14 protein-coding genes are annotated in these 11,835 nt (G+C 68.7%); 9 read left to right on the top strand and 5 right to left on the bottom strand.

Annotated features, from left to right (window positions below):
* Positions 1 to 90: 90 nt before the first annotated feature.
* Genes fsa through OC159_RS05455 form a run of 5 tightly spaced genes read left to right on the top strand, consistent with a single transcriptional unit; the run spans position 91 to position 3,849 of the window.
* Positions 91 to 744 carry a fructose-6-phosphate aldolase gene (fsa, locus tag OC159_RS05475; protein WP_265500142.1) on the top strand — a complete coding sequence of 218 codons (654 nt, stop codon included), beginning with the start codon at positions 91 to 93 and terminating at the stop codon, positions 742 to 744.
* A complete protein-coding gene (locus tag OC159_RS05470) occupies positions 744 to 1,427 on the top strand; it encodes a DUF484 family protein (protein ID WP_265500141.1) in 684 nt (227 codons plus the stop codon). Before fsa ends, OC159_RS05470 begins: the two co-directional genes overlap by 1 nt.
* Positions 1,424 to 2,350: a tyrosine recombinase XerC gene (locus OC159_RS05465; RefSeq protein WP_265500140.1), complete on the top strand. Its 927-nt coding sequence runs from the start codon at positions 1,424 to 1,426 to the stop codon at positions 2,348 to 2,350. The genes OC159_RS05470 and OC159_RS05465 overlap by 4 nt, the downstream gene beginning before the upstream one ends.
* A 54-nt stretch (positions 2,351 to 2,404) precedes the next feature.
* Positions 2,405 to 2,980: a peptide-methionine (S)-S-oxide reductase MsrA gene (gene msrA / locus OC159_RS05460; protein ID WP_265500139.1), complete on the top strand. Its 576-nt coding sequence runs from the start codon at positions 2,405 to 2,407 to the stop codon at positions 2,978 to 2,980.
* On the top strand, positions 2,980 to 3,849 hold the full coding sequence (locus tag OC159_RS05455) for a 50S ribosomal protein L11 methyltransferase (protein WP_265500138.1): 870 nt from the start codon (positions 2,980 to 2,982) through the stop codon (positions 3,847 to 3,849). Before msrA ends, OC159_RS05455 begins: the two co-directional genes overlap by 1 nt.
* 76 nt (positions 3,850 to 3,925) lie before the next feature.
* On the opposite strand, the gene OC159_RS05450 is transcribed toward OC159_RS05455, so the two are convergent.
* A complete protein-coding gene (locus OC159_RS05450) occupies positions 3,926 to 4,120 on the bottom strand; it encodes a DUF1127 domain-containing protein (protein WP_265500137.1) in 195 nt (64 codons plus the stop codon).
* Between the two features lie 201 nt (positions 4,121 to 4,321).
* Positions 4,322 to 5,041, bottom strand: coding sequence for a 16S rRNA (uracil(1498)-N(3))-methyltransferase (locus OC159_RS05445; protein ID WP_265500136.1), 720 nt, complete (start codon positions 5,039 to 5,041; stop codon positions 4,322 to 4,324).
* Positions 5,042 to 5,056: 15 nt separating this feature from the next.
* Here OC159_RS05445 and ubiA point away from each other — a divergent pair, with 15 nt between their 5' ends.
* Genes ubiA through OC159_RS05430 form a run of 3 tightly spaced genes read left to right on the top strand, consistent with a single transcriptional unit; the run spans position 5,057 to position 8,582 of the window.
* Entirely contained in the window at positions 5,057 to 5,995 is a 939-nt protein-coding gene (ubiA, locus tag OC159_RS05440; protein ID WP_265500135.1) for a 4-hydroxybenzoate octaprenyltransferase, read from the top strand.
* Between the two features lie 59 nt (positions 5,996 to 6,054).
* On the top strand, positions 6,055 to 8,256 hold the full coding sequence (locus OC159_RS05435; protein ID WP_265500134.1) for an OmpA family protein: 2,202 nt from the start codon (positions 6,055 to 6,057) through the stop codon (positions 8,254 to 8,256).
* Positions 8,253 to 8,582, top strand: coding sequence for a DUF6779 domain-containing protein (locus tag OC159_RS05430; RefSeq protein ID WP_265500133.1), 330 nt, complete (start codon positions 8,253 to 8,255; stop codon positions 8,580 to 8,582). Before OC159_RS05435 ends, OC159_RS05430 begins: the two co-directional genes overlap by 4 nt.
* A 68-nt stretch (positions 8,583 to 8,650) precedes the next feature.
* Here OC159_RS05430 and OC159_RS05425 read toward each other — a convergent pair whose 3' ends face one another.
* The 3 genes from OC159_RS05425 to smpB all read right to left on the bottom strand — a co-directional run bounded on the left by OC159_RS05425 (position 8,651) and on the right by smpB (position 11,225).
* Positions 8,651 to 9,832 (bottom strand): amino acid aminotransferase, encoded by a 1,182-nt coding sequence (locus OC159_RS05425; protein ID WP_265500132.1) that lies wholly within the window; start codon positions 9,830 to 9,832, stop codon positions 8,651 to 8,653.
* Complete coding sequence (gene sseA / locus OC159_RS05420) at positions 9,832 to 10,683, bottom strand: 3-mercaptopyruvate sulfurtransferase (protein WP_265500131.1); 852 nt, start codon at positions 10,681 to 10,683, stop codon at positions 9,832 to 9,834. The genes OC159_RS05425 and sseA overlap by 1 nt, the downstream gene beginning before the upstream one ends.
* A 68-nt stretch (positions 10,684 to 10,751) precedes the next feature.
* Positions 10,752 to 11,225 (bottom strand): SsrA-binding protein SmpB, encoded by a 474-nt coding sequence (gene smpB, locus OC159_RS05415; protein WP_090745737.1) that lies wholly within the window; start codon positions 11,223 to 11,225, stop codon positions 10,752 to 10,754.
* A gap of 172 nt (positions 11,226 to 11,397) precedes the next feature.
* Between smpB and OC159_RS05410 the strand changes: the two genes are divergently transcribed.
* Entirely contained in the window at positions 11,398 to 11,835 is a 438-nt protein-coding gene (locus OC159_RS05410) for a potassium channel family protein (protein WP_265500130.1), read from the top strand.

The raw sequence follows: 11,835 nt of genomic DNA, 5'->3' as shown, positions 1-11,835 counted from the left end.
GGCCCGGCCCCCGGTTGCAAGCCCCCTGCCCCTTCCCGCGCGACCTCGTCTGCAGTATGACGTGTCCGAACCGCACCAGAGGAGCCGGCCATGAAATTCTTCGTCGATACCGCCGATGTCGCCGCCATCAAGGAACTGAACGATCACGGGATGGTGGACGGCGTCACGACCAACCCGTCGCTGATCCTCAAGGCCGGCCGCGACATCGCCGAGGTCACGCGCGAGATCTGCGAACTGGTCGAAGGCCCCGTCTCGGCCGAGGTGGTGTCGCCCGACGCCGATGACATGATCCGCGAGGGCCGCCACCTGGCCAAGATCGCAGACAACATCACCGTCAAGGTGCCGCTGACCTGGGACGGCCTCAAGGCCTGCCGCGTGCTCTCGGACGAAGGCCGCATGGTCAACGTGACGCTGTGCTTCAGCGCCGCCCAGGCGATTCTGGCCGCCAAGGCGGGCGCGACCTTCATCAGCCCCTTCATCGGACGGCTGGACGACATCCATCTGGACGGCATGGACCTGATCGCCGACATCCGCGAGATCTATGACAACTACGGCTACAAGACCCAGATCCTGGCCGCCTCGATCCGCACCGTGAACCACATCGTCGAGGCCGCCAAGATCGGCGCCGACGTGATCACCGCGCCCCCGTCGGTCATCAAGTCGATGGTCAGCCACCCGCTGACCGACAAGGGCCTGGCGCAGTTCGACGCCGACTGGAAGGCGACCGGGCAGAAGATCGGCTGATGCCGACCGACCACCTGGATCCCGGAACGCGCGAACGGCTCTTGGCCGATCCGTCGGCGATCCTGGCCGACCGCGACCTGATGCGCGCGCTGGTCAGCGCGCGCGAGGCCGAGTTGGGCGCGAATGTCATCGACATTCGCGGCCGCGCGATGGAGGCGCTGGAAAGTCGGCTGGACCGGCTGGAGGCGACGCACGAGAGCGTCATCGCCGCCGCCTTCGACAACCAGTCGGGCATGGCGGTGGTGCATCGCGCGGTCCTGGGGCTGCTGGAATCGGCCGACCTGGCCGATTTCGCAGCCAGCCTGCAGGCCGACATCGCGCCCCTTCTGCGGATCGAGACGCTGCGCCTGATCGTCGAGGACGACCCTCAGCTATCCCTGCCCGAAGACGCCATCATCGCCCCCGCGGGCCTGATCGAACGCATCGTCTCGGCCGGGCGCCGGGCGCCGCGGGGGGCGGACATCGTTCTGCGGCCCGCGCTGGTGCTGACGCGCCCGCTGCACGGCCGGTCCGTCGCCTCCGAGGCGCTGCTGCCGCTGGACCTGGGCGGCGGGCGGCCGCGCGCCCTGCTGCTGATGGGCAGTGCCGATGCGTCGCGGTTCATGCCGTCCCACGGCACCGACCTGCTGCGGTTCTTCGCCCAAGTCTTCCGCCTTGTCCTGCTGGAGCGGATGCGGCGATGAGCCACCAGCTGACGCTCGCCCCCGCCACCAGCAACGCGCTGGCCCGCTGGCTGGAGACCGAGGCCGCCACCCGCGACCTGTCGGCGCATACGATCACCGCCTATCGCGCCGACCTGATCGCCTTCCTGCACTTCCTGGGCGGCCACTGGGCCGAACCCGCCACGCCCAAGGCGCTGTCGGCGCTGTCGCAGGCGGACATGCGGGCCTTCGCCGCCGCCGAGCGCGGGCGGGGCCTTGGTGCGCGCTCGCTCGCACGGCGGCAGTCGGCGGTGCGGTCGTTCCTGCGCTGGATTTCCGACCGCGAGGGGTTCGACCTGTCGGCGGCGCTGTCGGCGCGCAGCCCGCGCTATGCCCGGTCGCTGCCCCGCCCGCTGACGCCCGACCAGGCGCAGGGGGCGCTGGCGCAGGTGGCGCTGCACGAGACGCCCTGGATCGCCGCGCGCGACATGGCGGTGCTGACGCTGCTCTGGGGCTGCGGGCTGCGGATCTCGGAGGCGCTGGCGCTGCAAGGCCGCGACTGGCCCTTCCCCGAGGCGCTGACCATCCGCGGCAAGGGCGGGCGCGAACGGCAGGTCCCGGTGCTGCCCGTGGCTCGCGCCGCGGTCGAGGACTATCTGCGCCAGTCGCCCTGGGGGCTTGCGGCCGACGGCCCGCTGTTCCGCGGCGTACGCGGCGGCGCGCTGGACCCCGGCGCGATCTCGGGCGCGATGCGGAAAGCGCGCGCGGCGCTGGGGCTGCCGGCCAGCGCCACGCCGCATGCGATGCGCCACAGCTTCGCCACGCATCTGCTGGCCGCCGGTGGCGACCTGCGCACCATCCAGGAACTTCTGGGCCATGCCAGCCTGTCCACCACCCAGGTCTATACCGGCGTGGATGACGCGCGGCTGATGGCCGTCTATCGTGCTGCCCATCCGCGCGGGTGAACCCTGCCCCCGCCTGCCGCGTTTGAACCGCAACGCTTGCAACAAGAGGGTCCTATGACCGATCACGCCATCTTCCACCGCCCGCTCGGCGTCAATCCGCCTCCCGGCTATGACCAGGCGATCTTCGGGATGGGCTGCTATTGGGGGGTAGAGCGGCTGTTCTGGCAGCAGAACGGCGTCTGGCTGACCGAGGTCGGCTTTGCCGGGGGCGACCTGCAGAACCCCACCTATGACCAGGTTAAGCGCGGCGACACCGGCCATGCCGAGGTCGTGCGCGTGATTTATGACAGTTCCCTGATCAGCTATGATCACCTGCTGCAGCTGTTCTGGGAAAACCACGACCCCACGCAGGGCGACCGGCAGGGCAACGACGTGGGGTCCCAGTACCGCAGCCTGATCATGACCTTCACCGACATGCAGGAATCGGCGGCCGAGGCGTCGAAGGTCGACTATGACAACCGTTTGGCCGTGCAGGGCTATGGGCATATCACCACGCAGGTCCTTCCCGCCGGCCCCTTCTGGCCCGCGCACGAGGCGCATCAGCAATACCTGAAAAAGAACCTTGACGGTTATTGCGGCCTCAAGGGCACCGGGGTAGAGGCGTCCATGCCCAACCCGGACCCGATCTGATGCCCACATTCACCGCACTGACCCATGTCCACGGCCGCGAGGCCGCCGAAGCGCTGTCCGAGGCTTGCGAGGACCTGACCCCCGAGCCCGTCGGCACCGGCGTCTTCGAGATCGAGGACGGATCGGAGCGGTGGGAAGTCGGCGTCTATTTCACCGAGGCTCCCGACGAAATCTCTCTGGCGCTTCTGGCCGCCGCGCACGGGGCGCAGCCCTTCGTCGTTTCGGAAGTGCCCGAGGTGGACTGGGTCGCCCATGTGCGGCGCGAACTGACCCCCGTGCGGGCTGGACGCTTCTACGTCTATGGCAGCCACGATGCTGACACCGTGCCGGAAGGGGTCGAGGGCCTCTGCATCGAGGCTGCGATGGCATTCGGCACCGGCCACCACGACACGACCAAGGGCTGCCTCGAGGCGCTGGACCGTCTGGCGACCGACGGGTTCGAACCGTTCCGGATCGTCGACATCGGCTGCGGCACGGCTGTTCTGGCGATGGGGGCCGCCCGCCTTTGGCACGTGACCGTGCTGGCCAGCGACATCGACCGCGTGGCGGTGGACACCGCCGCCGCCAATGTCATCGCGAATGGCCTGGCGGGCCGGGTCGAGTGCCTGGAGGCCGCAGGGTTCGACCATCCCGTGCTGGAGGAGGCGGCGCCGTATGACCTGGTGCTGGCCAACATCCTCAAGCAGCCGCTGATCGACCTGTCGGGCGACATGGCGCGTTCGGTCACGGCGGGCGGCAAGATCGTCCTGTCGGGCATCCTGACCACCCAGGCCGAAGAGGTCGTCGCCGCCTATCAGGGGGCAGGCTTCGCACTGGATCGTCGCGACGACCTGGGCGACTGGTCGACGCTGGTGATGACCCGCGGCTGACGGCATCCGGACAGGAAAAAACCCCCGCGAGCGTTTCGGCTTCCGGGGGTTCGTTCGTCTTTAGGGAAGTCGGGCGTCAGTGGGCGCGCGCAATCCGCTCGATGTCGCCGCGGCAAAGACCGATATCGTCCAGTTCGCGGTCGGACAGGCGGCTCAACTCGCGGCGCGTCACGTGGGTATCCTTCCACGACGCGAACAGCGAGACGAGGTGCGCGACGATGTTGCCCACGCCTCCGACAGCCACGCTGCGGTTCGTTTGGATCGTCGACATCTTATCACCTGCTTTTCAATTTGCCCCATCGGAGGGCAGTTTTCGGATACACAGCAGATAGAATGTGCAACCCGCGAAGAGTAGCCGCGAAACCGGCAAGGCCGCTATGCAGTTCGTGCAAGGAAACAACGCGTAAATAAGGGCAAGGCGTCGCAAGCGGGTCATGAGATGCCGCATTGCAGCATTCCCCCGCTGGCTTCATCAACGCCAGTCGCCCAAGGTCGCCTGCCAAAGCGCCAGCGCGGCGACCGCGGCCGTGTCCGCCCGCAGGATCCGCGGCCCCAGACTGACCGGCACGACGAAACGCAGCCGCGACAGCAGCACGCGCTCGACGGTGGAAAAGCCGCCCTCGGGTCCGATCAGGATCGCCCAAGGCCCTTCCGGCAGGCCGGTCAGCGCCTCGGCCGGTCCCACCCGCGACTCATCGGCCCAGAGGATGCGGCGCGCCGGGTCCCACCCGTCCAGCAGCCGCGACAGCGGAACGAGGTCCTTCACCGCAGGCACGAAAGTCCCGCCGCATTGCTCGGCCGCCTCGACCGCATGGGCCTGCAGGCGGTCCTGCCGGATGCGTTCGGAGTTCGTGTGATCGGTCTGCACCGGCTGGATCAGCGCCGCACCCATCTCGGCCGCCTTCTCGACGATGAAGTCGGTGCGGGCCTTCTTGATCGGCGCGAAGATCAGCCACAGGTCCGGCGGGTCCTGCTGCGGTGCAGTGGGGGCGCCGACCAGCAGGCTGCCGCCGCGCTTGCCGGCGTCGGCCAGCGTCGCGGACCATTCGCCGTCGCGGCCGTTGAAGACGCGAAGCTCGTCCCCCGGCTTCAGGCGCATCACGCCCGACAGGTAATGCGCCTGCGGGCCGTCCAAGGGGACGGGTTGTCCCCCGACCAAGGGGTGATCTATGAACAGTCTGATCCTAGCCATGATGGGCGCGACGCTATGCAAAGCCGGACCGAAAGGCCAGACACAGTCTTCGATGCCCCAAAGGGCAACTGGGTGGACCGGCTGGCCCCCGCCGCCACGCGCCCCTGGCTGCGGCTGTCGCGCGCCGACCGGCCCATCGGGACATGGCTGCTGCTGCTGCCCTGCTGGTGGGGCATCGGCCTGGCGATGATGGCGGACGGCCCGCGCCCGTTCGACCTGTGGATCGCGCTGGCCTGCGCCATCGGCGCCTTCGTGATGCGGGGTGCGGGCTGCACCTGGAACGACATCACCGACCGCAAGATCGACGCGCAGGTGGCGCGGACGCGGTCGCGGCCGCTGCCGTCGGGGCAGATCACGCTGCGGGGGGCGTACCTGTGGCTGATCCTGCAGGGGCTGATCGGGCTGGTCATCCTGCTGACGCTCGGCCGCGCGGCCGTCTGGATGGGCGTCGCCTCGCTGGCCCTGGTAGCGATCTATCCCTTCGCCAAGCGATTTACCTGGTGGCCGCAGGTGTTCCTGGGCTTTGCCTTCAACTGGGGCGTCATGTTGGCCTATGCCGCCCATATGGGCCGGGTCGACCCGGCACCGGTCGTGGCCTGGCTGGGCGCGATCTGCTGGACGATCTTCTACGACACGATCTATGCCCATCAGGATGCCGATGACGACGCCCTGATCGGCGTGAAATCCACGGCCCGCCTCTTTGGCGCGAACAGCCCCCGCATCCTGGTTGGTTTCGCCCTGGCGGCGGTGGCGGTGCTGGCCGTCGCCGTTTCGCTGCCCGGTCGCAACCTGTTGATCGCCTGGACGGGCGTTCTGGCCTTTGGCGCGCATCTGGGGTGGCAGCTGCGAAATTTCCAACCCGATCAGGGCGATGTCTGCCTGCGCCTCTTCCGGTCGAACCGTGACAGCGGGCTGATCCTTGGGCTTTTTCTTGCCATTGCAGGGCTGGCATGATTGCGCCCGTGAGGTGCCGCAGCTAGAGGTTATGCGCTTTCACAGACCAGGGTCCGCTCATGGCTTCCTCGCGCCGCATCACCACCTCTCTGGCAACCCTCGTGGCGCTTGCAGGCGCCGGAGGATTGGCCTGGGTCGGGGCCGAGGCGGCCGCCACCTATGTCGAGGATCGCGCCGCGGCCGAGGTCGGCCAGGCACTGCGCGCGGACGGGCATGACTGGGTCGAGGTGCGGACGGACGGCCTCCAGGTCCGCCTGACCGGCACCGCCCCGTCCGAGGTGGAACGCTTTCGCGCCATGTCCCGCGCCGCCGCGGCCGCCGGAACCGCGCGGATCATCGACCAGATGACCGTCGCCTCGGTCGAGGCGATGGCCGCCCCCGATTTCCAGATCGAGTTCCTGCGCGGCGACATGGGCGTGTCGCTGATCGGGCTGATCCCCGCCTCGACCGACCGCGACGCCGTCCTGCGCCAGCTGCGCCCTACTGCGCCGGACGGGCAGCTGTCGGATCTGCTGGAGGTCGCGGACCACTCGGCCCCCGAAGGCTGGGACGCGGCGCTGCGCTTCGGCCTGCGGGCCGTGGGCATGACCGGGCAGTCCAAGATCTCGGTCGCGCCGGGGCGGGTTCAGGTCGCGGCCCTGGCACGCGACGCCGCCGACCAGGCGCGGCTGGAGGCGGCCCTGCGTGCCGCGGCACCGGCGGGGCTGGAGCTTGACCTTCAGGTCACCGCGCCCCGGCCCGTGATTTCCCCCTTCACGCTAAGCTTCGCGGCGACCGACAACGGGGCCGGGTTCGAGGCCTGCGTGGCCGATACCGAGGATGCGCGCGACCGTATCCTGGCTGCCGCGGCGGATGCGGGGCTGGAGGGCGCGCCCGATTGCCTGCTGGGACTTGGTGCGCCATCGGCAGACTGGGGCGACGTGGCGGTGGCGGCCATTCGTGCGGTCGGCACGCTGGGTCGGGGCAGCGTGACGCTGTCGAACGCGCAGGTGGCGCTGTCGGCGCCCGAGGGCGTGACGAGCGCCCGTTTCGACAAGGTCGCGGCAGACCTTCAGGCGGCGCTGCCGCAGGCCTTCACGCTGGAGGCCCGGCTGGAACAGCCGGAAGAGGTCCCTCAGCCGATCGAGTTCCACGCCAACCTGTCGGATCGGGGCGCCCTGACGATGCAGGGTCGCATCGCCGATGCGGCCATGCGCGAGGCGGTGTCCAGCTTCGCCGCCGCCCGCTTCGACGTCGCGCAAAGCGGGTTGCGTGCCGATCCGCGCGTCCCCGAAGGCTGGACCGTCCGCGTCATTGCCGGGCTGGAGGCGATGGACGCGCTGCACGCCGGAACCGTCGAAGTCACGCCCGACCTGATCACGCTGCGCGGCATGTCGGGATCGCCCGCCGCGACCGAACGCGCGGCGGCGTTCTTGACCGAGCGGCTTGGCGCCGGCGCCCGGTTCGAGCTTGCCATCGGCTATGACCGCCGCCTCGACCCGTCGCTGGACCTGCCCGACGGCGAGGAATGCGCCCGCAGGCTGAACGTGATCATGTCCGAAAGCGAACTGGGCTTCGAGCCTGGCGGTTCGTCCATCGCAGGCGATCCCAAGCCGACGCTGGCGCTCTTGTCCGACACCATGGCCGAGTGCAACGAGTACCAGCTTGAGGCTGCCGGCCACACCGATTCGCAAGGCTCGGACCGGTTCAACGCCGAACTGTCCCGCAGCCGCGCACAGGCGATCCTGATGGCGATGCAATGGGCCGGCATCGACGTTTCGAACATGACCGCCCGCGGCTATGGCGAAAGCCAGCCGGTCGCCCCCAACGACACCGAAGCCGGGCGCGAGGCGAACCGACGGATAGAATTCCGCCTGCTGTCGCCCCATCCCGTGCGCCCCGACGCACCAGAGCCGCCAGAGCCGGTCGCAGGCGTCACCGGTCAGCCGCTGCCCGTCCCGGCGCCCGCGCCCGAACCGGCTACGGTGGCGCCCATGCCTGCCGGCATGCAGGGTCCGCGCCTGCCGCCCGTCCAGGGCCCGATGCAGATGTCCGAGCCCCTGCCGCCGATCCAGGGGCCGCAGCTGCCGCCAGAGTTGGCCTCGGCAGGGACAGCGCCTCTGACCGTCGGCGTGCAGGAGCAGGTCCCGAGCGCAGCCGAGCGCGAAGAGGCTCTCCGCGTCCCGGTGCTGACGCCCGACGAGACCACGCCCCGCCCCGGTCCCCGGCCGGGTGACATTGCCGATCGCGATCCCGCGCAAGACGGAAGTCCTGACGAATGACCCGTACCGAATTCATCGCCGCAACCGCCCTGATCCTGTTCGGAGCCTTTGTCCTGGGATGGCTGGCCAGCTGGCTGGTGCATCGCATCGCGCGCCCCGCGAAATCCGACATGAACGAACTGGACCGTATGGCGCATCAGCTGCACGAGGCAGAGGACCAGCACGCCCGCGCCCTGGCCGCGCATGCCGAACGCGAGGCGGCGCTGAAGTCGCAGCTGGCAAGGGCCGAAGCGGAAAACCAGGCGACTCTGGAGGCGCTTCGGACGTCCCGCAGCGAGATCGAGGAGTTGCGGGACTACATCGAGCAGCGGCTTGGCCGCCGCTGAGGACGCGACGACCGTCTTTTCGGATCGTCGCAGGCGGCGAGGCGTGGCCCCGCCGCGTGGCCGATGTCTCAGATGCCGGCGTCGATGATCGCTCGGGCCAGCACCGGAACGGTGTCGCGGTTCAGGCCGGCGATGTTCAGGCGCGAGTCGCCAACCATGTAGATCGCCGCGTCGGTTTTCAGCTTTTGCACCTGTTCGGGCGTCGCGCCGAGGCGCGAGAACATGCCGCGGTGCCGGGCGATGAAGTCGAAGCGGTCGCTGCCCGACAGGTCGCGCAGCTCGGACGCCAGCTGGTCACGCAGGCCCAGCATGGTGTTGCGGACCTCCTCAAGCTCGGCCGCCCAATCGGCGCGCAGCGCGCTATCAGTCAGGATGGTGCTGACGACGCGCGCGCCATGGTCCGGCGGGAACGAGAAGTTCTGGCGGTTGAGGTATGCCATCGACCCCTGCGCCAGATCGCGCGCGGCGGAGTTTTCCGCCAGCGCCATCAGGATGCCGGTGCGTTCGCGGTAGATGCCGAAATTCTTGGAGCAGGAGGCGGCGATCAGGACCTCGGGCAGGCTGCGCGCCACAAGGCGCGTGGCTTCGGCATCGGCGTCCAGACCGTCGCCGAAGCCCTGGTAGGCCAGGTCGATCAGCGGGATCGCGCCGGATTTTTCAAAGATCGCGACCACCTCGGACCACTGGTCCAGCGTCAGGTTGGCGCCGGTCGGATTGTGGCAGCAGCCGTGCAGCAGGACGATGTCGCCGCGGCCCGCCTGCGCGATGTCAGCCTTCATGCCGTCGAAATCGACGCCGCGGGTTTCGCTGTCGAAATACCGGTATTCAGTGAAGGGCAGGCCCATGAACTTCATGATCGACAAGTGGTTCGGCCAGGTCGGGTCCGACACGAACACGCGCACATCAGGGTTCGCCAGCCGCGCCAGCTCCAGCGCCTGCCGGATCGCGCCGGTGCCGCCGACCGAGGCGACCGAGGCCAGGCGGTCCGCCGGCACGTCGGCCAGAACCATCTGCGCCATCGCGTTGCGATAGTCGGCCTCGCCCGCAAGGCCGGTATAGGCCTTCGTCGTCTGCGTCTCCCAGATCCGCTGCTCGGCCGCCTTCACCGCGCGCATCACCGGGGTCACACCCTGCGGGTCCTTGTAGACGCCCACGCCCAGGTCGATCTTGCCCTGGCGGGTGTCGGCCTTGAACTCCTCGATCAGCATCAGGATCTTGTCGGGGGCTTGCGGTTGCAGGTTGGACAGCATCAGGCGTCTCCGGTTGCGATATTCAGGTCGGGAAAGCTGCCCCATTCGGTCCAGCTTCCGTCATAGAGCGAGTGGTTGCGGTGGCCGATCCGTTCCAGCGCGTGAAACAGGACGGCGGCTGTCACGCCGCTGCCGCAGGTGGTAATGGCGGGTTTCGACAGGTCAACGTCGGCATCCTCGAAGGCGGCGCGGATCGCGTCCGGTGTGATCATCGTGCCGTCGGCGTTGAAGAGCCGCCCGAAGGGCAGGTTCTTCGCGCGGGGGATGTGACCGGCACGCAGGCCGGGTCGAGGCTCATCGACCTCTCCGCGGAAGCGCGCGGGCGCGCGGGCGTCGATGATCTCGTGATCGGCCAGCTTGCTGGCGGCGGCGACCTGGGTGACGTCGCGCACCAGCGCGGCCTGGCGCTGGACGGTGATGTGGCGGTCGCGCATGACGGCGGGCATGTCCTCGACCGGGCGGCCCTCGGCCTGCCACTTGGGCAGGCCGCCATCCAGCACGGCCACGTCGGTCTTGCCCATCAGGCGGAACAGCCACCAGACGCGAAAGGCGCTGCGCACGTCCGAATTGTCATAGATGACCACCTGGTGCCCGTCGCCGACGCCCATCGCGCGCATGCGGCTGATGAACATCTCGACCGGCGGGGCCATGTGCGGCAGGGCGCTGCGCTTGTCGCTGATCGCGTCGATGTCGAAGAAGCGCGCGCCGGGAATATGGGCGGCATCGTATTCCGCGCGGGCGTCGCGGCCGGTGGCCGGCATGTGCCAGCTGGCGTCCAGGATGCGCAGGTCGGGATCGTTCAGATGCGCCGCCAGCCAGTCGGTCGAGACCAGAGTCTTCGGATCGTCCATTGCGCCCCCCTTGCCTGTGCCGCCCCGATCTACAGGCGCGGGCGCAAGGCTGCAATGGCGTGCGGGCGCTAACCCTGCTTCAGCAGGCGCTGTTTCTGGCGGTTCCAGTCGCGCTTGGCGCTGGTTTCGCGCTTGTCGTGGTTCTTCTTGCCCTTGGCGACGCCGATCTTCAGCTTCACGATGCCGCGGTGGTTGAAATACATCACCAGCGGGATCAGGGTCATCCCTTCTCGCGCGGTCGCCTGCCACAGCCGCGACAGCTCGCGCTTGTTCACCAGAAGCTTGCGGCGGCGGCGCTCCTCGTGGCCGAAGACGCCGGCGCGGGCCAGGGCCGCGATATAGCCGTTGATCAGCCAGAGCTCTCCGCCCTCGACCGAGGCATAGCTTTCGGCGATGTTCGATTGGCCGGTGCGAAGGGACTTCACCTCGGACCCGGTCAGCATGATGCCCACCTCGAGATCGCTCTCGATGAAATAGTCGAACCTGGCGCGCCGGTTCTCGGCGATCACCTTGTAGTTCTTGCTGTCGTCGTCCTTGGCCATGACGGCGCTAGATAGGCATGCCGATGGGGTCTGTAAAGGCTGGGCGTGATGTGACGCGTGAAACCTGCGCGACGGCCGACATTGCAGGCACGGCCTGCCACGGATGGTCACGCCGCAGGTGCGTTGCGCGGCGGCAGGGGCCTGGGCTACGTCTGTGGCAGGAGGGGCAGGAATGCTGGGGCAGATCGCGTTCGGATCGGTGCTGATGGTGGTCAGCGTTCTGGTGGCCGGCATGGCTGTCTGGGCGCTGGAGACTGTCTTCGCGCGTTGCGCGCCATGGCTGATGCGCGCGCCGCACCGGCCCAAGCTGATCCTGCTGGTGGTCGCGTCCAGCATCGCGGTTCTGGCGATGCTGACGGCGTCGGTCTGGCTCTGGGCAGCGACATTCCACCTGCTGGGCGTCTTCGCCAGCTTCGAGGAGGCTATGTACTTCACCTTGGTCACCTTCACCACGCTTGGTTATGGCGACGTGCTGATGCCACAGAACTGGCGCATCTTGGGCGGCATGGCGGCTGCGAACGGGCTGTTGTACTTTGGCCTGATGACGGCCTTCATGGTCGAGGCGCTGCGGCATGTCCGCGTGCGCCAGATCGAATTCACGAAAGGATAA

This window comes from Paracoccus beibuensis, from assembly GCF_026162625.1.
Classification (GTDB): domain Bacteria; phylum Pseudomonadota; class Alphaproteobacteria; order Rhodobacterales; family Rhodobacteraceae; genus Paracoccus; species Paracoccus beibuensis.
The sequence above is the reverse complement of the archived record's forward strand: the minus strand, read 5'-3'. Positions and strand labels throughout refer to the sequence as shown.

Coding starts and splice junctions, on each gene's coding strand:
- msrA (WP_265500139.1), top strand. CDS start 2,405: ATGACCGATCACGCCATCTTCCACCGCCCGCTCGGCGTCAATCCGCCT.
- fsa (WP_265500142.1), top strand. CDS start 91: ATGAAATTCTTCGTCGATACCGCCGATGTCGCCGCCATCAAGGAACTG.
- OC159_RS05470 (WP_265500141.1), top strand. CDS start 744: ATGCCGACCGACCACCTGGATCCCGGAACGCGCGAACGGCTCTTGGCC.
- smpB (WP_090745737.1), bottom strand. CDS start 11,225: ATGGCCAAGGACGACGACAGCAAGAACTACAAGGTGATCGCCGAGAAC.
- OC159_RS05410 (WP_265500130.1), top strand. CDS start 11,398: ATGCTGGGGCAGATCGCGTTCGGATCGGTGCTGATGGTGGTCAGCGTT.
- ubiA (WP_265500135.1), top strand. CDS start 5,057: ATGCAAAGCCGGACCGAAAGGCCAGACACAGTCTTCGATGCCCCAAAG.
- OC159_RS05455 (WP_265500138.1), top strand. CDS start 2,980: ATGCCCACATTCACCGCACTGACCCATGTCCACGGCCGCGAGGCCGCC.
- OC159_RS05445 (WP_265500136.1), bottom strand. CDS start 5,041: ATGGCTAGGATCAGACTGTTCATAGATCACCCCTTGGTCGGGGGACAA.
- sseA (WP_265500131.1), bottom strand. CDS start 10,683: ATGGACGATCCGAAGACTCTGGTCTCGACCGACTGGCTGGCGGCGCAT.
- OC159_RS05465 (WP_265500140.1), top strand. CDS start 1,424: ATGAGCCACCAGCTGACGCTCGCCCCCGCCACCAGCAACGCGCTGGCC.
- OC159_RS05425 (WP_265500132.1), bottom strand. CDS start 9,832: ATGCTGTCCAACCTGCAACCGCAAGCCCCCGACAAGATCCTGATGCTG.
- OC159_RS05435 (WP_265500134.1), top strand. CDS start 6,055: ATGGCTTCCTCGCGCCGCATCACCACCTCTCTGGCAACCCTCGTGGCG.
- OC159_RS05450 (WP_265500137.1), bottom strand. CDS start 4,120: ATGTCGACGATCCAAACGAACCGCAGCGTGGCTGTCGGAGGCGTGGGC.
- OC159_RS05430 (WP_265500133.1), top strand. CDS start 8,253: ATGACCCGTACCGAATTCATCGCCGCAACCGCCCTGATCCTGTTCGGA.